The 20,106-nt window shown below is 57.7% G+C and carries 17 protein-coding genes; 3 read left to right on the forward strand and 14 right to left on the reverse strand.

What is annotated here, in order from left to right; translation table 11 throughout:
- The first annotated feature begins 95 nt into the window (after positions 1-95).
- Genes modA through modC form a run of 3 tightly spaced genes read left to right on the forward strand, consistent with a single transcriptional unit; the run spans position 96 to position 2,629 of the window.
- Complete coding sequence (gene modA / locus CEC48_RS20465) at positions 96-863, forward strand: molybdate ABC transporter substrate-binding protein (RefSeq protein WP_088425399.1); 768 nt, start codon at positions 96-98, stop codon at positions 861-863.
- On the forward strand, positions 864-1,544 hold the full coding sequence (gene modB, locus CEC48_RS20470; protein ID WP_088425400.1) for a molybdate ABC transporter permease subunit: 681 nt from the start codon (positions 864-866) through the stop codon (positions 1,542-1,544).
- 5 nt (positions 1,545-1,549) lie between these two features.
- The gene (modC, locus tag CEC48_RS20475; protein WP_088425411.1) at positions 1,550-2,629 is read left to right on the forward strand and encodes a molybdenum ABC transporter ATP-binding protein; all 1,080 of its coding nucleotides are present in this window, start codon (positions 1,550-1,552) and stop codon (positions 2,627-2,629) included.
- Positions 2,630-2,664: 35 nt separating this feature from the next.
- Here the strand turns inward: modC and CEC48_RS20480 are convergent, their stop codons facing one another.
- The 14 genes from CEC48_RS20480 to CEC48_RS20535 all read right to left on the reverse strand — a co-directional run.
- Positions 2,665-3,792: an OmpA family protein gene (locus CEC48_RS20480; protein ID WP_088425401.1), complete on the reverse strand. Its 1,128-nt coding sequence runs from the start codon at positions 3,790-3,792 to the stop codon at positions 2,665-2,667.
- Positions 3,793-3,815: 23 nt separating this feature from the next.
- The gene (gene tssE, locus CEC48_RS20485; RefSeq protein WP_088425402.1) at positions 3,816-4,256 is read right to left on the reverse strand and encodes a type VI secretion system baseplate subunit TssE; all 441 of its coding nucleotides are present in this window, start codon (positions 4,254-4,256) and stop codon (positions 3,816-3,818) included.
- A 3-nt stretch (positions 4,257-4,259) separates the two neighbouring features.
- Positions 4,260-4,796, reverse strand: coding sequence for a type VI secretion system lipoprotein TssJ (gene tssJ / locus CEC48_RS20490; protein ID WP_088425403.1), 537 nt, complete (start codon positions 4,794-4,796; stop codon positions 4,260-4,262).
- Entirely contained in the window at positions 4,777-5,874 is a 1,098-nt protein-coding gene (gene tssG / locus CEC48_RS20495; RefSeq protein ID WP_088425404.1) for a type VI secretion system baseplate subunit TssG, read from the reverse strand. The genes tssJ and tssG overlap by 20 nt, the downstream gene beginning before the upstream one ends.
- The gene (gene tssF / locus CEC48_RS20500; RefSeq protein ID WP_088425405.1) at positions 5,838-7,607 is read right to left on the reverse strand and encodes a type VI secretion system baseplate subunit TssF; all 1,770 of its coding nucleotides are present in this window, start codon (positions 7,605-7,607) and stop codon (positions 5,838-5,840) included. Before tssF ends, tssG begins: the two co-directional genes overlap by 37 nt.
- Before the next feature lie 24 nt (positions 7,608-7,631).
- Positions 7,632-9,218 carry a type VI secretion system protein TssA gene (gene tssA / locus CEC48_RS20505; protein ID WP_088425406.1) on the reverse strand — a complete coding sequence of 529 codons (1,587 nt, stop codon included), beginning with the start codon at positions 9,216-9,218 and terminating at the stop codon, positions 7,632-7,634.
- Positions 9,215-12,550 (reverse strand): ImcF-related family protein, encoded by a 3,336-nt coding sequence (locus tag CEC48_RS20510; protein WP_176438744.1) that lies wholly within the window; start codon positions 12,548-12,550, stop codon positions 9,215-9,217. The genes tssA and CEC48_RS20510 overlap by 4 nt, the downstream gene beginning before the upstream one ends.
- 9 nt (positions 12,551-12,559) lie before the next feature.
- A complete protein-coding gene (locus CEC48_RS20515; protein ID WP_256579749.1) occupies positions 12,560-13,666 on the reverse strand; it encodes a hypothetical protein in 1,107 nt (368 codons plus the stop codon).
- 125 nt (positions 13,667-13,791) lie between these two features.
- Positions 13,792-14,055: a PAAR domain-containing protein gene (locus tag CEC48_RS20520; RefSeq protein WP_088425407.1), complete on the reverse strand. Its 264-nt coding sequence runs from the start codon at positions 14,053-14,055 to the stop codon at positions 13,792-13,794.
- 343 nt (positions 14,056-14,398) lie between these two features.
- Entirely contained in the window at positions 14,399-14,554 is a 156-nt protein-coding gene (locus CEC48_RS31620) for a hypothetical protein (RefSeq protein ID WP_176438746.1), read from the reverse strand.
- Entirely contained in the window at positions 14,555-14,914 is a 360-nt protein-coding gene (locus CEC48_RS31185; protein WP_141099693.1) for a hypothetical protein, read from the reverse strand.
- A 301-nt stretch (positions 14,915-15,215) separates the two neighbouring features.
- Positions 15,216-16,109 (reverse strand): tetratricopeptide repeat protein, encoded by an 894-nt coding sequence (locus CEC48_RS20525; RefSeq protein WP_088425408.1) that lies wholly within the window; start codon positions 16,107-16,109, stop codon positions 15,216-15,218.
- The gene (locus tag CEC48_RS20530) at positions 16,106-18,856 is read right to left on the reverse strand and encodes a hypothetical protein (protein WP_141099694.1); all 2,751 of its coding nucleotides are present in this window, start codon (positions 18,854-18,856) and stop codon (positions 16,106-16,108) included. Before CEC48_RS20530 ends, CEC48_RS20525 begins: the two co-directional genes overlap by 4 nt.
- Before the next feature lie 30 nt (positions 18,857-18,886).
- The coding region (locus CEC48_RS20535; RefSeq protein ID WP_141099695.1) for a type VI secretion system Vgr family protein at positions 18,887-20,106 on the reverse strand (1,220 nt) is incomplete at its 5' end.

Raw genomic sequence — 20,106 nt, forward strand, 5'->3', positions numbered from 1 at the left:
GGCAGTGGCCAACCGCTATATATTCCCATACATAGCGGTATGTCACTCTGCCTACAACAAGCCGCAAAGCCGGTAATCCCCCAAGGAGCTTCTTGATGATGATTCGCGCCTCACGCCTGGCCCCCACGGCCCTCGCTACCCTGATCGCCGCGTTTGCCTTCTCCTCGGCGCATGCCGATGAAGTACAAGTGGCCGTAGCCGCCAACTTCACCGCACCGATCCAGGCGATTGCCGCCGACTTTGAAAAAGACACCGGCCACAAACTGGTCGCTGCCTACGGCGCCACCGGCCAGTTCTACACCCAGATCAAGAACGGCGCGCCGTTTGAAGTGTTCCTCAGCGCCGACGACACCACCCCGCAGAAACTCGAGGCCGAAGGCGACACCGTCAAGGGCTCGCGCTTCACCTACGCGGTAGGCACCCTGGCGCTGTGGTCGGCCAAGGAAGGCTACGTGGATGCCAAGGGCGAGGTGCTGAAGAAAAATGAATTCAAGCACCTGTCCATCGCCAACCCGAAAGCCGCGCCGTATGGCCTCGCCGCCACCCAGGTATTGGCGAAGGAAGGCTTGACCGAGAAGGTCAAGGACAAGCTCGTTGAAGGCCAGAACATCACCCAGGCGTTTCAGTTCGTGTCCACCGGCAACGCCGAGCTGGGTTTTGTAGCGCTGTCGCAGATCTACAAGGACGGCAAAGTCACCAGCGGTTCGGCCTGGATCGTGCCATCTTCCATGCATGACCCGATCAAGCAAGACGCCGTGATCCTCACCAAAGGCAAGGACAGTGCAGCCGCCAAGGCCCTGGTTGAATACCTCAAAGGTCCGAAAGCCGCCGCGGTGATCAAGTCCTACGGTTACGAGCTGTAAATGCCGCTGTCGAGTGCCGATTTTTCCGCGATCTGGCTGACCCTGCAACTGGCGTCGCTGACCACGGTCATCCTGCTGATCATAGGCACTCCGATCGCCCTGTGGCTGTCGCGCACCCGATCGTGGTGGCGCGGCCCCATCGGCGCGGTGGTGGCCTTACCGTTGGTGTTGCCACCCACGGTGATCGGCTTCTACCTGCTACTGACCATGGGCCCTAACGGCTACTTCGGCCAGTTCACCCAATGGCTGGGCCTGGGCACACTCACCTTCAGTTTTGCCGGGCTGGTGATGGGCTCGGTGATCTATTCCATGCCGTTTGTGGTGCAGCCGTTGCAAAACGCCTTCTCCGCCATCGGCACTCGCCCACTGGAAGTGGCCGCCACCTTGCGGGCCAATCCCTGGGACACCTTCTTCAGCGTGATCCTGCCCCTGGCGCGCCCGGGGTTTATCACGGCGTCGATTCTCGGTTTTGCGCACACCGTCGGCGAGTTCGGCGTGGTGCTGATGATCGGCGGCAATATTCCGAACAAGACCCGGGTGGTCTCGGTGCAAATCTACGACCACGTCGAAGCCATGGAATATGCCCAGGCTCACTGGCTGGCCGGCTCCATGGTGGTGTTTTCTTTCCTGGTGTTGCTGGCGCTCTACTCCAGCCGTAAAACCAAAGCGGGCTGGAGCTGATGTCGATGATCGAGGTGCGTCTGCAACTGAAGTATTCCGGGTTTGCCCTGGACGTCGACTTGCAACTGCCCGGTCGCGGGGTGACGGCGTTGTACGGTCATTCGGGCTCCGGCAAGACCACTTGCCTGCGCTGCATCGCCGGGCTGGAACGAGCCGAAGAGGGCTTCGTGCAAATCAACGATGAAGTCTGGCAAGACAGCCGCAAAGGGCTGTTCGTACCACCGCACAAACGCACCCTGGGCTACGTGTTTCAAGAAGCCAGCCTGTTCCCGCATTTGTCGGTGCTGGCCAATCTGGAGTTCGGACTCAAACGCATCCCGCGCCAACAACGCCGGGTGGACATGGCCCACGCCACCGAGCTGCTGGGCATCGGCCACCTGCTGGACCGTCATCCGCAGCACCTTTCCGGCGGTGAACGCCAGCGCATCGGCATCGCCCGTGCCCTGCTTACCAGCCCGAGCCTGCTGCTGATGGATGAACCGTTGGCGGCGCTGGACAGCAAACGCAAAAGCGAGATCCTGCCGTACCTCGAACGCCTGCACGACGAGCTGGAGATTCCGGTGCTGTACGTCAGCCATGCCCAGGACGAAGTGGCGCGCCTGGCCGATCACATCGTGTTGCTCAGCGACGGCAAGGCCCTGGCCAGCGGCCCCATCGGCGAAACCCTGGCCCGACTCGACCTGCCCATGGCCCTGGGTGACGACGCTGGCGTAGTGATCAATGGCACCGTCAGCGCCTACGACGCGCACTACCAGTTGCTGACCCTGCAACTGCCCGCCAGCCAACTGCAGATGCGCGTGGCCCATGCACCGCTCGCGCTGGGCAAACAGTTGCGCTTCAAGATCCAGGCGCGGGACGTCAGCCTGAACCTGCAGGCCGAGGAACACAGCAGCATCCTCAACCGCCTGCCGGTGACGGTGACCCAGGAAATTCCTGCGGACAACGCAGCTCATGTGCTGGTGAGCCTGGACGCGGCCGGCACACCGCTGCTGGCGCGCATCACCCGTTACTCCCGGGACCAGTTGCAACTGCATCCCGGCCAGACGTTATGGGCGCAGATCAAGGCGGTGGCGGTACTTGCCTGAGTCGCACTTTGCCTGGGCCACAGAAGCTTGGGGGCCTATTGATTAGTAGAGGCAGGCGTACAAGCCTGCGCCTGCGGCATCAGACGTATATCCACCCGTCGGTTGGCTGCTCGTCCGCCTGCCGTGTCATTGCTGGCGATCGGCTGCTTGCCTGCCGCGGCCTGGACGGCAAAACAGCTATCCGGAAGATCGCCCATACGTTGCATCCAGTCGCGTACCGCCGAGGCACGGGCGTAGGAAAGTTGGAGGTTCTGCTGGACGTCGCCGGTTGTGTCCGCATGCCCCACGATCACGATCAGCCAGCCCGGCTGGGCCTTGATGTTGACCAACGCATTGATCAGCACCTTGGTCGACTCAGGCTTGAGCTCGGAGCTACCGGCATCGAACAGTGACAGGCTGTCCAGGTGCACAGAATCGGGTACCGACTGTGGCGGCGAAGCGGCCTGGCTCCACCACCAAAACCCAACTCCCAGGGCGATTGAGCTGGCCAATGCAAACAGCCAAAGGGCAATGCTGCGCTTGCGGGTTTTGTTGGCAACCAGTGGAAGTTCCGGCATCGGGTGGGCTGGCAGGACTACCACCGGCATCACGAAAGCCGGTTCGGGCATCCGCGTCAACATTGGCAGCATTTCACCCGAAGCAACGTTACGTTGAACGCGTTGCACCAGGCTGCCTATCTGATGACGCAGCGCCTGCAAGCTGACAAGAGGCACTTGCCCCTGACGATCCAGTTGCGCGGCTAACCGATCCAGTTCAGCGCCCAGCCGCGCCAATTGGGGAAGCGTCTGCTGGGTAATTTCAAGGCTGCGCAACAATGGCTGCCATTGGGCAAACAGCCAGGCGAGAATACCTATACGCATCGAGTCCATCAGCGGCCAGACCGTTGCCCATTCGTTGCACAGCGCCTCAATCAGCGTCACCCCTTGGGCCATGCCTTCCAGGCCGTGGCGTTGGCTGCGCGCCAACGCAAAAGAAGCGGCGGTTTGCAGTTCTGCGCCGTTGTTCTGGAACAACGTCAGGCACAACTGCTCGACCTTGACCCAGTCGACGTCCGGGCATGCCGGATGGCTCAGCTTGGTCAACTCATCACGCAGAACGGTAAATTCACCGAAGCCGCGCGGGTCACCGCCGACTCGGATAAGCATCTCAAATAACGCTGTCATCGAGCTTCCCTTCCGTTACAGATTTACGGCTGCGATAAATAGTTCTGCTGCCTTAAGTGACGCACCAAGACTTTGCCCTCGGGCGCCAGGGTCGTGCCGAAAGTCACCCGCTCGCCGTTTTTCAGTTGCGCGTCCAAGGCATATTCCAAATGACCGGGTTGGGTCTGCGGCAGCAGTTCGACATTGACCGCTTCCAGGCGCGGCTCGTACTTGAGCAAGGTGTCGGCCAGGGTACCCATCAACCTATGCGCCGAGGCGGGCAATCCTTGCAGGGTCAACCCCATGTCAGGCAGGCCATAGTCCGGCAGGTGACTGAGCGATCCCGCCCGGCTGTTGAGGATGCGTTGCAGGTTGTCCAGCACCGACAAGGTGTGCTGGTCCTCTTCCGGGACGCGGTACAGGTCCAGCTCGCCGTCGAAATTCTGCAGGAGCATTTCGTAAAGCGATGGGTTCAACTCGCTCACGGCTTACTCCTTCGCCAACGGTTGCAAGGCCAGCCGATTGTTGTCGAGTTCAACCACCCTGGCCCGATCCGGGTCCAGATCATCGCGGGTCAGGGTCAGGCGCCAGGTGTTCAGTTGAGTATCAGGTGTGCGCAACAACGCCACCACCGTAACGAACCGAGCGTCCTTATCCAGCGGCACATTAAGCTGTGCGCCCTCGCCGGGCTTGATCACCAGTGCGTGCTGGTCCAACAGATCGCGACGCAACAGGTTGTCAGCGTCGCCCAGCACACTGTCATAGGTAGCCTTATCCATGACTTTGTTGTCGCGCAGTTGGTACACACGCACCACCGTAGGCACTGTTAAACCACGCATGTCAATCACGTCGGCGTTCGTCGCGGCCCGCCCGGTAAAGTCCAGGTGCAAGGTCTTCACTTGTTTGTAGAAGATGGCCTTGGCCGTGGACGTGGTGGCGTCGGTAACGGTCTGAGTCAACCCACAACCACCCAGAAGTGCACCGAGCACCGCCACCTTCAATAGATTAAAAACGGTACGTGACATGCTGTGCCTCTCTGAATTTTGGGTTGCTGTGCAGGCCCTGGTATCGGCCCAGATTGATGGTGATTTTTTGGTGTTCCGCAACCTGCCAGGCGTCGCTGCCCAGTCCCAGTACGCCGGTCATCCCCAGCAGTACCGGCGCGCCGCCCAGCACCGGTTTTGGAAGGCTGCATATCGGTAGTGACAGCTGCAATTTCGCGGTGCAACGCCAGCCCAGATAGACCCGCAGCAATACCAGCAAGTCGTTGTGCAGCAGGTTGCCCGGCAACCAGCCCCGTGCCTCAATCAGGTCCTGAGTAAACAGCGCGAGGTGCAACTGACTGTTAACGTCTTGAGCGACGCTGCCTAGCGGCGTCCCCTGAGACAAACTCACCGGGTAGTTCCTCGACAAGCTGGCCGGCTGCACCAGGGTCACTTTTTGTGGCCAGTGCGGCGTCACTCGAACCTGCGTGTTGGGAGCCAGCAGTTTGACCAGCGCAGTGATGCCTTCGGCATTACGGGTGGGTAGGCGCATCACGCTGAGCAGCGCCAGGAAGCGTGATATTGGCGTTGCAATCTGCCTGGCCGTGCCGGGAATCCCCAGACCGATCAGCCCCAGCAGGCATTGTGAAGTTGCGTCACTGCCACCCGCCTCGAACGTCGCCGGGTAGGAGTACTTGCGCCAAATGCGGTAGAACTGCGTGAAGATCCGGTGATTGAAAATATCAAGGAACGCCTCAAGCGCCTCATGACCTTCGCGACGCTGGACGATGTCGTCCAGAAAGGTCGTTGGCATCGGCGAGTCAACGCCGTAAAGCCCCAGCAAACGCGTGCGCACCGTCGCAGGACGTTCAGGATGGTCCTCGCAGGTTTCGATGGCCTTCAATTCCCCCGCGGGAAAGCCCATCCCGGGGTCGGGCCGAAAGCGTACGGGGTCATCCGCCGGGTGCGCGGTGCTCCCCAACGGCGGGTGGCCGGGCAACGTCTGTTCCAGCAACTGGCAGAACCGATAAAGGTTGGCCTCGGCGACCTGTCCGTCCAGCGCTTCGAGTAATCCAGTGGCTTTCAGCCGGGAATACGCTGACTGTGGTTCTCGTTCCATCGCAGGCACTTTCCAGTAGGTTGCAGGATCAGCGTGAGCTGGTTGAACAAATGAATATCGGCGTACAGGCCAAAGAAACGATGGAGCATTTCGCCGAACAGGCTGATGTCGCCCTCCCCTGAAAAGCCATTAGCGTCGAGGGTGATTTCGATATCCACCCCACGCAGCAGGAAGCCTTTCTCGAAGCGCTGAACCAGATGATGGCGAACCTCAACAATCGCCTCCAGGCGACGGCGGTTCAGCTCGCTGCCGGTCCAGTCGTACAGCGCCAGGGTGCCGCGCAATACCTCGGCGCTGTCGAGCATTGGCAGGAAGTTCGAGCCCAAATGGCTGAGCACACGCCAATGAAAACGATCACGGTTGGGCGGGTAGCACGGCAAACTGGGGGCGCACAGGTTGCGTACCCGCAGCCCGGCCTGCGTGGACTGCACCACGGTGTCGAGCAAGGTGCTTTGCAGGGCCTTGCGGGGTAACAGGCCGTTGGTGCCGGTCAAACGCAATGACAGGCTTTCGCTGGTGCTTAACTGATCTTTTTCGAAGCCGTCACCGCCCAGGATCAGCCAGGTGTCATGCAAGCCCTTGGGTGAACGCTTCAAGCGGGTATGGAAATACCGCTCAGGGGCATCGTCACGCAGCATGCCGCCCTTGTGGCGAAAGCTGCTGAATGGCACATAGCCGTGGCGCACGGCGTCCTTTGACGAGGTAACTTGGTCGACCGAATAAATCTCGGTGTGACCGTCCTGCAACCGCATGGGCCGCAACAGATAATCGGTTTGCAACGGCGCCAGAGTCAGGGGGTCAGACTCCAGCGCGAACAGGTTGATTACCGGTACAGCATGCAGGCGAATGTGTTCACTGCTCACACTGAAATCCCGCGGCCATGCCTCACGCAGCACCACGTCCAGTTCGAACCAGGCCGTTCCAGCGGTGAGACTGAGTTGTTCCAGACCGCAGAGGGTCACGAACATGAACTTCTCGCGGAAGGTAAAGTACTCCAGCAGCAACTGATAACCGCTGAACGCACTATCACCCTTGGGCCACAGGCGATCCTCGTCGGCGAATCCCTTGGGTGCAAAATGGCCGTCCAGCGTTTGGCGCTCATCCTGGTCCGGCAGACGCACGTAAATCGCTTGGGTGTTCAGCGTCAGCGCCTGGTGCAAGGCACTGGCCAGCGGTGCGTCGGCATTCAGGTACAGCGGCAAACGGCTCAGGTCAATCTCGCTCCAGTCCGTCAACGCACCGCAGGTAAAGCGCAGGCGCAACAAAGAGCGACCGTCCGGCTCATAGGCCAGTCGCACCGACTCCAGGGCCAGCGGTTGCAACGTCAGATCCTGCGTCGTGGTGTAACGGCAACGGGTCTGTTGCGGGCCGATGGGTTGCGACAGCACCTCGAAGCCCTTACCAATGGACTCGCTGCGCTTCATCTGCGCAAGCTCGGGTACCAACTCCACGACCGACAACGACGGAATGGTGCGCAAATAATGCGGCCAAAGCAGGCTAACCAGCCCCTCGGTCAGCTCCGGCAAGTCATCGTCAAGCTTCTCCCGCAGACGCCCCATCAAGAACGCGAAGCCCTCGAACAGGCGCTCCACATACGGGTCTTGCGCGCCCGGCTTGTCCAAGTTGAGTTGGGCCGCCCGATCCGGGAATGCTTCGGCGAATTCCTTGCCGGCTTCGCGCAGGTAACGCATTTCGGCGTCGAAATAGCGCAGTGTCAAATTGTCCATGCTCACACAAAAATTCCTGATGAAAGAGGGTTAGTCGCAGAGCACCGCAGCGCGTACCGGGTCAATCGCTACCAGTGCTGCCAGCAACGCCTCGGTGCGCCGGGCCAGGGTGGGCTTGTCGGCATCGTTGCGCTGTGCTTTGAGACGTAACAGCTTGAGCAGGCGCGCCTTGACCTCAAAATTCAGGTCCGGCTCCCACACCGCCAGTGCATGGTGCTGCGCGGTAGCGTCCAGCTCTCCCAGCAGATGAACTGCCAGGTCGCTCTTGCCGTATTGTTCGGCCACGCGTGCCATCAACAAGCGCAGCAGCCAGCGCTGGCGGCCGGTCTGCACGTCGGGCCGGGTCGCCAGCCAGGCGAGCGCCATTTCCACGCCATCGCTGTCAGCCTGGGCCAGGGCTTCACTCTCCAGCGACAAGATTTCTGCGTCTGCGGTGGTTAGCGCTGCCTTCGGTGCGGGCAACCATTGCTGCGCACGATTGCCGCTGACGTGCTGGGTAATCCAGTCACGGGTGGTCTCGTCAGCGAACGGTGCGCCATCGTTCCAGTGCAACAACTCCAGGCCCGGCAAGCGCTCAAGGAACATGCCCAAGTCACGCTTGACGATGTCCGCCCAGCTGTCCTGGGGTGCGGGTTGTTTGCTCAACGCCTGGTACAGGTACCACTGCAAATCCAGCCAGAAGTGGTTCACGCCTTCCGCGTACACCCGCTCGACCTGGTCAAGCAATTCGGTCCAGCTTTGTTGCAGGTACAGGCGTTTCAGCTGCGCCCGATAATCAGCACGGGGCGCCGCCAGCCTTGTTTTGCCGCGGACTTCCTCAGGCGGCGCCTGGTGCACCGTGTCCCAGCGCAAACTCTTCATCAGCCGATGCGCCGCCAGCCAGCCTTGGGGCTGCTCGCGTAAATAACCCGCCAGCGCCCTACCGCTGTCCAACAGATCGCGCCCGGACTTAATGGCGGTAGCAGTCGGCGCCGTCGTGTGTGTATTTGAGTCATGACTGGCGCTGTGCTGCGGCACCAGCGCATCCACTCCGCCGGACTGCGTCAATCGAGCGGATAGCGCGCCATACAATGCCCCCAACGCCGGTCGCTGGTCTTTCGGCCAGGCTTCAAGCCCGCTCTCCAGCCAAGCCAGCGCCGCCACCGTGCGTTCGGCTTCACTGCGTACCACTTCGGGGTACAGTGACAGGCTGTCCAACACCTTGCCGCTGGCCAGCCATTCCAGCGCCATCTTGCGACTATTGGGCCGTGCCGGCAGCACTTCGACTGCGTAACGCTCCACTAATGCGGCGAGCAAAGTAAGGCCATCCGCCAACCCCGCCTCACCGTCCTTCTGCAAGCGTGCCCACAGGTAATAGGTGGCCACGCGCAAATCCTTGCAGGTATGGGTCAGCAGCTTTTCTGCCAGTTGGGCTACCCGCTCGGCATCCGCTCCGGACAGTTTGTTGACCTCTTCGCGCATGCGCTGGAAGTCGTCGTCATAGCCTGGGTCTTCGCCTACAGGCGCGGCTGTGCTGATGGGTTGCAGCCACGGTTGCCAGCGGTCGGCCTGGCTGCGAGCCAAAGCCATCGCGTCGCGGTCGCCGAGGCATTGAGTAATCAATGTGTGTAGGCTCATTCAAAGCCCCCGTTCTGCGCCAAGGGAGCGCTTGCAGCACCCTCATTGAGGAATATCTGAGGCGGTAACGTGAAGTTACGCAACTTGAGCAAGGCCAGCGGCCCCGCGCCCAGTTCGGTGCGCAGGCTCCAGGTCAGGTTTAGGCCATCGGGAGCTTTGAGGACCATGCGATAGCGACTGTCGCTATCGTCCAATGGCGTGATTCGGGCTTTTTCCAGCAAGCGGATCAAGCCCCAGGTGCCCTGGTAATCACCAAACAGTCGCTCGCCGGTATGAACGCTGGTCCAACTCAGGCTCACCCCTGGATAGTCGCTGCGGCCGGGCCAATTGAAACGCTGCCAGCTTTCTTTCTGGTTGAAGTAGTGGTGCCGTTCACCGTTGAGGATGAAGGTGGTTTGTACGATGTCCCGGGCGGCCTTGCCCTGGAGTTCGAAGCTCAACCCCATGCCGCCGTCGGTATAGATCACATCGGCCAGATGACTCAGTTGATTGATCGCCGCCAGAAACTGCGGATTGATCCGTAGCCCCTGGCTATGGCGTGGGTCGGCGACCCAGCGGCTGCCTTCCTTGCGCAGCACACCACTCAGTTGGCTGCGTAAAAATTGCTCGATGCGCCCGGAGTCGGCGCGGATCATCTGGCCCAGCATGGGCAGCGAGGAATCGCTGGTGGTTTCAGCAAACGGGTAGCGGCCCGCAAACGCACTCTGCCAGTCACGCACTATCGCGCGTTGCCACTGGCTATTGAGGCCCGCCGCCGAAGGTTGCAAGACTCGCTGCCACGCGTCATTCAATGGCTGCACAAAGAGCGTATGACCTACCCCGCTCCACTCTGCTCCCAGGCTGGCGGCCACCAGGCTGCCGTAGGATTGGGTGTCCGTCAGGTCCACGCTTTTGCCCTGAAACACGGCTTGTGCCAAGGCCTGAGTCATTTCCTGCGGGTCGGGGGCGTTGCTCACTTGCTGCAGTTTCAGGCGTAGCCGGGTGACACGGGTCAGGAACGCCTGAAGACTCAACCGGTCGTTGCCCTCGGGGTCTTGGCCCATGAGGCTCAACAATGGGCCGAAGGTGGCGTCCAGCGGACCACGCGGTGTTTGTGCCAGTGGGTCAATCATTGGCACTTTGTCCTTCGCCACAAGCTTTTGCGCAGACTTCATCAGCGAGTCGGCCAGGGCCTGGTGGCGGGTACCAGCCTGACCCTGATAGGCCAGGGTATTCATCAATGCGATCAGGGGTGACTGACGCACGTCGGTCATGAGCGTCAGTTGGTCGATCACGTCGGGCAGGCTGCCGGCGTGTTGCCAGCGCACGCTGTTGAGAAAATCCAGCCAGGCGTTGGCATAAGCCTGAAAATAGCGCTCGGTGAGGCGCTGCCTGAGCACGTCCGGGGTCAGCTCGGCGGCGATTTCGGTTTGGTTGTCGCTGAGCACCCAGTCGATTTCCTCACGACGGGCTTCGGCGATATCAGCGATGGCCTGGCGTACCTGCCCTTCCCAGGCCTGGCGGGTGAACACGCCCGGCACACTGGCGTTGGTATAAAACAGCGCCAGCGCATCGGTTTCGCCGACCATGTTTTGCACGCTCAGCTCCGGGTATTGATTGGCGGCTGCGTCGAGGACCTGCTGGTACAGATGGGTTTCGGCGTTGCGCTGGCCTAACTGGCTGAGCAGAACCCGCCTGGCCTGGGCAACCAGCCTTGAGTCAGCGTTGATCGCCCAGGCCGGATGCGCCGCCAGATGTTCACCGTAGAACTGCCACAGGTTAGGCGACAGACCGTCGCGCACTGGCTCGGCGTTGGCCAGAGCGTTGGTCAGGAAGGTCGCGTCGGCTTTTTGCGGGCGCGCCATCATCAGGTAAGCCTTCAATTGCTCGTAGGCCTCCTGGGCTCGCGCTGCCCGTTGTTCGCTGCCCGGAGGCAGGCTGATCAACGCGTTGAGTTGGCGTTGCAAATGGGCGGCCACCGGGTCACGGATCAAGCGGTTGTTGGCTTCGACGTAGCGCGGCCACAACACATCAAGCAGCTCCTGATTTTGGTTCAGGCCAAAGCGCTGGTACCAGGGAATGCCGTGTTCGGCGCGGTAATCCAGACGGGCCAGTTCGCGCACCAGCTCGTTCAGCGCCCTCAGTTGCTCGTCGCGACTTCCGGCCTGCTGCAACGCCGCCAATGAAGTGTGTACCTGGGCGATCTGCACGCGGTTACTGGCGAAGGACAGCAGCAGCCCTGCGCCCCACAACACTGCCAGCCCCAGCAGCAACGCATACCCGACACGCGGCGCGCTCCAGCCCAGCCGACGGTGGCTGGCGTTATCGCCGAGTACGCCGTTCCACACCGGAGCCACCGACCAATCATTTTGCCGATCATGCTCTGAACGCTGTACTGGCAGGCTGAACCACAGGCCACGCAGCGGCACACCCTGCGCAAAATCGCCGGCCAGCGGCGCCAGCGTGTGACGCCAGCGGGCAATGCCCTCGTCCCGTAAATCCTGGGACAGGCGCAGCAGGAAATCGTGCTTCATCACCGTGCTGATCTGCGCCAGGCCCTCGCGGCGCAAAGGCTCCAGCAGGCGTGTCAGCGCGGTTTCCAGTGCCGCCGCCGTGAAGCACTCGGGCAGCAGGCAACCCACTGGGCGTGACTTGCGAGTGTCTTGAGGCCACTCACTTTCGCAAACCTGCCAGAGGTACAACGGCAGTTGCCACTTCAGGCCACGGGCAAGGCGCTGTACCTCGCGTACGCCGGCGCTCATTGCAGCGTCATTGGCGGACTGGGTTTTGTTCAGGGCCCAGACCACACCGTCCAGTAAACGCCAACGGCTCAGGCCGCTCCATAGGTTTGGGAATGATTGATCCAACCTGGACTGGGCACTGCCGCCCCATAGCAGGAGGGTGCCTTGGCCTTCGAGCCACTTCTGATCGGCAAGGGTTGGGGCGACGGCAGCGATTTCGGCGGGTTCGCCGATGACCAGGAGAAGGCGGACTTTGTGGCGCCAGAAGAGACCGTATTGGCCGCGCAAATGGGTTCTAACCGAACTCACTACAGCTTGGGCATCAGGGGATTCAGGACGGCCAGCCTGCGTAGGTTGGGGCATATCATCAGCCTCTAGCGAGCGATAAGCCTTCCGCCCCAACTGATAACCCAGCAAATGGTAGCCAGTGACGCATACCAACAGAACCAAAGTCGTAGCAGCGATCACCCACAATCCCGTAGCTTGGTGATCACTGCCGGACCGAAACCCAAACAACTCGGGATACTGCCAGACCAATCCCCCCAGGATCGCACCGGTCAGCAACAGCACGACGGCCAGAACAGTCAACCAAACCACACGTCGAAACTGCATTCTAAATTCCTACTTCGAGAGCGATGGCACAGGCGTCAAGACCGTGCTCCAGAGCCCTGCATCAACACAGCCGCCCCCGCTGATAATGAATTGCGGCCCAGCGCCGCTCTGAATGGTTTGCGTTGCGGCAGCAATCGCCAGCCACGGTGAAGCTTTGCCGGGATGTCCGAGCAAGGTATCCAGGTTGAAAAACCCTTGGTTGTGCTTCGCCGGGAGCGACACTTCGGCCAAGACTTGACTCAGTACTTCGTCCCGTTGCGCATCAATTCCCACCCGCCATGTATGCTCGATTGATTGCGCGTCGAGTGGCGCCCAATCCAATGCCTGACGCGCGGCGTAGAGCAAGGCTTCGGTGGTCGGCTCACGGTCCTGCTCCGGGCGGTGCAGATAGGCCATAGATGGCAAGGCGGTTTGCGTCAGGCGGTTACCAAACAGCAGTCCAACAGCAACTTCAGCCGTTCCTTCTGGCTGCTGTGGCGCAAATTGAACCGCTACCACCAACAATGACGCCTGATCGCCAGTTCGCTGATCGATCCACTGGTCCAGCGCGGCCAGGCCGCTACCTTCGAACGTCACACTAGGCTGACGGATGCCGGACTCATCCCATGCCTGCTGCCATATCTGCTGCCATACGTCCTGCGGCAAAGCGTTATCAACTTCCAACAGTACTGCCAACGACCTATCGTCGGGCGCCTGCTTCAGTCTTGGTACTAGATCGGCAAGCACCTGCGTGAATACCCGTCGTAGCGCCTGCTCGGGGGTTTCATCAGCATCACCCGCTATACAGCTGTGACGCGAAACAGTTTGGCCTGGCCTGGATGGTTGAGCCTTGAGCGCCCTGCCTGCGCCGAGCAGGATACTTAATTGCGTTGTTGTGTCCGGCTCTCGCAAGGCCGTATGGAGACTGACACCCAACACCTGCTGCACGCGCCGGCCACGCCGGACTTTGTAGATCAACTCCTCTTCACGCGCCTGATCCCACCCATCAGCAACCTGCTGTTGACCTAAATACAGCAAAACACGCCCGAAGCTCAGCAAGCACCAACCCAAGAGCGGCGCACCCAAAGCCAGCCCCCAGAAACTCAAAGGGTGTTCGCGTAACGATTGAGTGCCCAACGATAATGTCCCACACGCGCCCAGAAGCAAAAGCAATAGCGGCAGTACACCTAGCCAAAGCCAGCCCCTCGGCCGCGCAGGTCGTGGAGACGGTGCCGGGACTTGATCCAATCTGACCGGCATGACTAACTCGCGCTCACTTGAGGCAACGACGAAATCAAGGTGCAGCCACAAGCGCAACGATGCCCGTAAAACGCAATCGGAATACCGTGGTCGTTAAACGTGGGATGCCCCTCGGCAATCTCTGTTCGACCATGGCCCGGGATTGGGCAATCCACTGGGTCACCCTTGCGAGCAGCACCAATGCCTCTGAAAATCATGACGGTGGAGCCCGATCGAACAGTGCCACCGCCAGTTGTTTTGTCGCCGATACGAATGATGTTTTTCATGTTTTACCCATTTTTCGGAGCTGGTCGTTTACTTAACACATAATGGTTTTTTCCAGCTCTTAATCCTTTTACAGCCAGAGCCCTCTTTGCTTTCGCCATCATTATCGTGCGAGCCTCCACCGCTAACACTTCAGAGACCTTTATAGTTATTGAATGCTTTTACTGATTGGACACACACCAAATTAGTACCCGCAAAAAAACCTACTCCTTAACGACAAGCCCACATTGCAGTTGACGACATAAGCACTACGAATAATTGATGCGCACATCAGTTACGCCCTTAACCCTGCGATACATCTCCAGACATACTTACTGATAGTCACCCAAAATCATGCTCATTTTTTCAATCTCCCACACCATTACTAAGCGGAAATACAAAATCGTTACCCCTGACGAGTTCATCCGCCACCTCTTTTATCGCCTCGCTCTCTAACCCCTTCTCTCCGAAAGGATTATCAACACGTTCAAAAATCATTAAATATTTATTATTCTTACTCACCTATAGAAATGCTTTAGCACCAAGGGTTTCTTGCGGAACACCAAAAGCATAACAGTATTCTCCTCGCCTAAACCCCAAATAAACAGTATAGGTCGCAGCGTCCACCCACCGACTCAGCGGCGCCGCTCTTGAAAAAACAGAATTAAAATCCACACTTGAACCCAGCCCCAACCTAACATTAACGATTTCCTTATCAGAGCTAGCACAAAAAGATGCCGACTTATTTCCCTTCTCTTTCAGATGGCACGAAGCGATCATCACCTCATCAGAGGCAAACACGCTAAATTCAGCACAACTCAAAAAGGTATTCGCGCTTAGAGAAATTAAAAAAGCAGCTCCACTAACTCCAGCAACATTCATACTAGTCCCCTTTAGCCTGTCCACACACAACACTTACTCCTTAAAACCCTGCATCACCATCACAAAATCACCCTATAACAATCGACAACATCTAAATACCTGCATCTATACGTACCCCGTAACCTCAATCAAAACCCATCAATGTAGGGTACAATTTCCCATTACCAATAACACGGACAGTTTTCCGCATTACGCCTTGCGCCCATCAACACTTAACTACGCCCTCCAACAACACAGCCCGACAATGTTAACACCAGACGCTTTTTATGAAACACTACAGAACCCCTCTCATCAAAAGCGCTTAGTTATAATCAATGCGCTCAAACACTTTTAACGGAACCAACCTCTCCTTTCCAGCCCCCCTCATCAAATCAAGGTACTTTTTATAGTACTCCTTTGACTTATTTTTGTCGGACCCCCATAACACGTCTGCTATGTTCAACTTTAGAACCACTCTATCAGGAGAAGCTTTTTCAACCTCCTTTAAAATCTCGTAAGCCCTAACATTTTCACCGGCCTCCCCCAAAGCATAGCCAAAATCATTGTAGGCTGCGGCGGTAGACTTACTGACTGGAAAGTCTTGAAATAGTTGTTGAACACGATCGAAGCTTAGATAGACTTTTATTGCTTCCATATCCCCATTACTCAAACGACTTATAACAATTTTATGCGCTAGAACAAGGGAATCAAACAGCTTGCCGGACTCAATCCCCAATATTTTTTCGCTAGCAATTTTACCCGCAGAGGAGTACCAAACGTAGCTACTGCCCCCGCCCTCTTGGCGCCCTTCGTAACCTGACAAAATTCTGGACAACTCATCTTCCTTTACCAAGAGATCCTGCCCCCTCCTAACATAAACAAAAGTTTCATACTGCGCCCCATTAAGTCCAATCCCGAAATGCTGAACAGACCAACCACAAGTGAATAAAAAATAGCTATCTTTTCCTTTTACCGTGTAAGAATCAATTAGTTCAGCATCTCCACCCTCGGGCTCACACATATCAGGAATACTGTACCGCCGCCCATTTTTATCTGCCAAATAACCTTTTATAGTTCTCCCACGATCACCATCTAATGACACGAACTCGACCATATCCAGATCATAATAGCTTGGACTTAAAGAATAAATTTTACCTTCCGCACAAACAGATACCGAGAACCAAAACAATGCAAATAAAAATACGTCACTCTTCATAAACTCGACTCCAACTCAATCATTCTGCGCAACTCATTAAAAAGGCGAACACGCTCCTTCAAACCGATAGCACCACCATTCACTCTTCTCGAAACGTCTGCAACATGCTCGACAATCTCTGCTTCTGCTCTTACAGCGTACGAACGTGCAATCCAATCGTTCATCCCACTCATACTCCACCACACAAAAGCTGATTCCACCCCATACTTCAAATCACTCACTATTAAATCAGGGCTATCCAAAAAGTCTCTAGGATCAGAAGGATCCTTTTGATTATGTATTCGAGAGTACTCTCGGTAATTGTTTTTCCCAGTCAGCTGTATAATCCCTCGCCCTCGATACTTATATCCTTCTCGGCTCGCTTCATCTCCGTTACCGTTCCTATTAGCATAAACATAGCTCCCTAAATTAATGGGATTATTTGCATACGTGCTTGGCTCACTCCAGAGCTTAGGGCGAAGCCTTGGGAAAGAAATGCACTCATCCCTTGAATCATCGTAGCCAGATTCATTATTTCTACAGCCAAAAATCTTCCTCATACGAACTGGTGTGTAATTTAGATTTTCTTCCCTAACCTTAAACCCGCTTTCGTGCCCAACCTGAGCCAAAAAATGAGAAATACGAAGGGGAGTATTGACTTCATATAGCGCGGCATATTTATTCAGATATGGCAGTATTGCATCGCAATAAGAGTCAGCAATACTAGGCTTCGCCTTTTTCAACATAGCAAACGTTATCAACTGAAGCTTAGAGTCCTCGACAAAGCGGCTAAGCAACCCAACCGGATGCAAGTGATAAACCTGTCCGTGCGCCGGCAACCCCACCCCCGGTGCCACTTCATTCCACCAACTGATCTCTTTGATCCGCTCTTTCTCCGCCAGCCAGTTCAACAGTGGAGTCGAGCCACTATGGCCAATCACTTCATCAAGCGCATCCCACTTATGGGGCTCATAGCGCCACTCGCTTTCATAGTGGATGATCAGTTGCGACAACGACTGAACGTGCGCTGGAAACTTCATCGCATCGTTCAACTCTTCAGCCGTTATGTGTCCATTACGGTCCCGGTCGATGATGTCGTACAAGCGGCTCTTCATCGGCCCCGTATCCGATAAGTCGGCCAAGCGGCCTTGGCGTTCCAGTTGCTCCTCACTAAAACGGCCAACTGCGCGGAAAAAGGAAGCCAAGGTTTGCCGAGGGGAGTCGTAGTTGAAGATGACGTCGTAACCCTCCCACGACCAGGGATTGACCCAAGGCGTAACCCCCACTTCTTCGCGTACCCAGCCCTCAAGCAACTTGCCGTTGGCGCCGTGGAGCAGTCCATCAAGTTGGTACCAGTTGCAGGCTTTTCGTTCGGCCATCGCCGTGATCACTATTTTATTTTCGGCAGATAGCCCATCGATCAGGCTTTTGGGTACCCATAAATCGGCATCACAGGGTGTGCTGACCGCACTCGGTGACGGCGGGTGCTGCGCGCTGAATCTCTCCTGATGCGCGACTACTGCGGTGCCCTTGGCAAGTTTCAGCCAGGTGTTACCAGTGGCGGGCAGTCGCTGTGCCCAGGCGCGGCTGGCTTCGATAAATGGCGCCATGCGGTCGGCGCTGAACACTTCAAGGTGCAGCTTTTTTTCCGGGTGCTCGGAACGGTTGCCTTGATACTCACCTACGTGACCGATTAAATCGCCGGCCTTGATCGCTATGGGTTGGTCGAGAACCACGATGCGGTCAGCCATGGGTTCCCGGTCGCCCTCCAGTGAGCCGAAATGAACGTACTGATTCACCCACTCCAGTTTTCGAAACGTGCCCTCACCGCTTACAACGACTTCGGTGCCATCGGGCAGTTGCATAAGACGCTGGCTGTGGGCGTTCGCTTCGGCGCGGACGTTGAGGGTGAAATTCACCTCGACCCGATATTCATCCCCGGCAATGAGCTCTAAATGTTCAAAGGAAATATAGCCGCGCAATGAACCATCGGCATTTTTCAGAATGTCCGGACCGTTGGTGTTCTTTAGTTTCCGATACTCACCTTCCCCGCTAACCGTCACCTGCGCACCCGGTGGCAAGAGAAGGAGTGCATCGGCTGAGCGTGGTTGGCCGTACACCCTCACACCCCGCTCCCCTGGAAATCTGGTATGTACTTCTCTTGCGGTTGCTTTGACCCGTCGGGTCTCTGAGTCGGACCAAAACGCCGGGCGTGGAACGGAAACGTCATCCCGGTAAACCGCCCAATCCTGCAGGTGCATGTACAGGCTGTAAAAGATCAGGCTGGGTGGTACGTCCGTGCTGCCCTCGATCTTTGGCGCTTCGAGGCGATGGCGTACTAATACAAAATTGCGTGAAAAGGGTTTTTGTACGCACAGTTCATCGACGAAGTAGGTCGTGGTCGGTGAGTGCTCGTCAATGCGATAAGCCACCACTTCGCCGTCGGCCAGGCAATGCACGCTGGATTGTTGTTCCAGGGTGCCAGCGGTGCCACTGTCGAAATGCACCCCGCCGTGCCAAAGACCATTGCGGCCCAATGGGTAGTAACCCGCCGCAGCTTTGGCCAATTGGGTTAATTGCAGCAATGGGTTGCTCTTGTCCTTGAAGGGGTGGCTCCAGTTTTTCACTGGGGGCAGCGTTTGTGCAGGTGCCGCAGACTCGACAGGCGGTGACTGTGGAGTCCGAGGCGGCGATGGCTCCGGCACATAAATTGTTGCCGGCCGGCCTGCGCTGAAGAGGTCAAATAGATTAGAAAATAAGTTGGCCATGGTGTGATTCACTCCTGGTTTGCAAAGGGATCAGCCAGAGAATTCCGTAAGTCCTAGGGACTTGGATTTATGCTCGGTCAATTGAGATGGCTGTGGCATATCCAGGATTTGTTGGGCCGGGCCCAGGAAGTCGAAGTGCGCCGCCTTGATGTTGTGGTCCCCCAAGGTCCCAGACTCGATGCTGCTCTGATCGAGAGTGATGTAGCTCCCACCGGCATTCAGGGTGATTTTCTTTTTAGCGACGATGCAAATTTCATCTTCGGTGCTGATGATCGACAAGCCATGACGGGCCATCAGCTCCAACGTGTCGTTTTGTGCCTGGATCTTTACCGGGCCCTGATTGGCAATCAGCTTGATGCCCAGCTTGCGCACAAACAGGCTTACCCCCTGCCCCACACCGATGAACAAGCGCTTGACCACACTGATATCCGCCTCGGCGCCGGCGTTGATCATCAGGTTATTTTGCGCTGCCAATTGCAGGTGCTCGCCGCTGGTCAAGGCGATGCCTTGGGGAGCGCTGAGCAGCAGCACGGATGACTTGAGTTGCTCCAGGTCTTGTTTGAGCAACCTCAACTGCGCCTGCACATCCGCTGGATCGGCATTGGCCGATTGAGCGTCGGCAGAAATGCGCTCTAACTGATCGCCCGCCTGCTGCAGCCGAGCCAGCGCGTCACTCATTTCAAGCATTTGGCCTTGAGCTTTGGGCTGTACGTCAGCACTGATGAAGATGCCGCTGCCCGCACGAATAGCGGCATGCCCATCGGTGCGCAACTCGGCCCCCTGACCTCGCGGTTTGCGCCCGGCATCCACCAGATGTCCCAGGTTGAGCTGGCTCTTTCCACTGTGCTCAGTACTGAGCTTTACGTGCTCCTGCCCCCGCGTGTCGTCCATGCGCAATTTGTTATTGGCCGGAGTGCGCAGCACGTTGCGTTTGTAGTTGCGCAAGGTCACGTGGTCGACGTGTTGGCTGTCGTGCAAGGCATGAGCGATGTAGGGGCGGTCCGGGTCGCCTTGTTCGAAGGCAATAGCGACTTCGGTGCCGGGAATCAGCGGCAGGTGCAGGCCATGGGTGTCGCCAGCGTACGGGCGGGCCAGGCGCAGCCACATACTTTCCTGGCCGGGTTTCCAGGTGTCGCGGTCGAACAGGAAGTTCACGCGGTAGCGCCCTTCCAGGTCGATTTCGGCGTAAGGGTCGTTGGCCTGCGGGCTGGTGATGCGGGCCGGGACGGTGCCGGCGATTTGCGGTTTGT

Origin of the sequence: Pseudomonas sp. K2I15 (assembly GCF_002204795.1) — a bacterium.
Classification (GTDB): domain Bacteria; phylum Pseudomonadota; class Gammaproteobacteria; order Pseudomonadales; family Pseudomonadaceae; genus Aquipseudomonas.

Coding starts and splice junctions, on each gene's coding strand:
- modA (WP_088425399.1), top strand. CDS start 96: ATGATGATTCGCGCCTCACGCCTGGCCCCCACGGCCCTCGCTACCCTG.
- modB (WP_088425400.1), top strand. CDS start 864: ATGCCGCTGTCGAGTGCCGATTTTTCCGCGATCTGGCTGACCCTGCAA.
- modC (WP_088425411.1), top strand. CDS start 1,550: ATGATCGAGGTGCGTCTGCAACTGAAGTATTCCGGGTTTGCCCTGGAC.
- CEC48_RS20480 (WP_088425401.1), bottom strand. CDS start 3,792: ATGACAGCGTTATTTGAGATGCTTATCCGAGTCGGCGGTGACCCGCGC.
- tssJ (WP_088425403.1), bottom strand. CDS start 4,796: ATGTCACGTACCGTTTTTAATCTATTGAAGGTGGCGGTGCTCGGTGCA.
- tssG (WP_088425404.1), bottom strand. CDS start 5,874: ATGGAACGAGAACCACAGTCAGCGTATTCCCGGCTGAAAGCCACTGGA.
- tssA (WP_088425406.1), bottom strand. CDS start 9,218: ATGAGCCTACACACATTGATTACTCAATGCCTCGGCGACCGCGACGCG.
- CEC48_RS20510 (WP_176438744.1), bottom strand. CDS start 12,550: ATGCAGTTTCGACGTGTGGTTTGGTTGACTGTTCTGGCCGTCGTGCTG.
- CEC48_RS20520 (WP_088425407.1), bottom strand. CDS start 14,055: ATGAAAAACATCATTCGTATCGGCGACAAAACAACTGGCGGTGGCACT.
- CEC48_RS31185 (WP_141099693.1), bottom strand. CDS start 14,914: ATGAATGTTGCTGGAGTTAGTGGAGCTGCTTTTTTAATTTCTCTAAGC.
- CEC48_RS20525 (WP_088425408.1), bottom strand. CDS start 16,109: ATGAAGAGTGACGTATTTTTATTTGCATTGTTTTGGTTCTCGGTATCT.
- CEC48_RS20530 (WP_141099694.1), bottom strand. CDS start 18,856: ATGGCCAACTTATTTTCTAATCTATTTGACCTCTTCAGCGCAGGCCGG.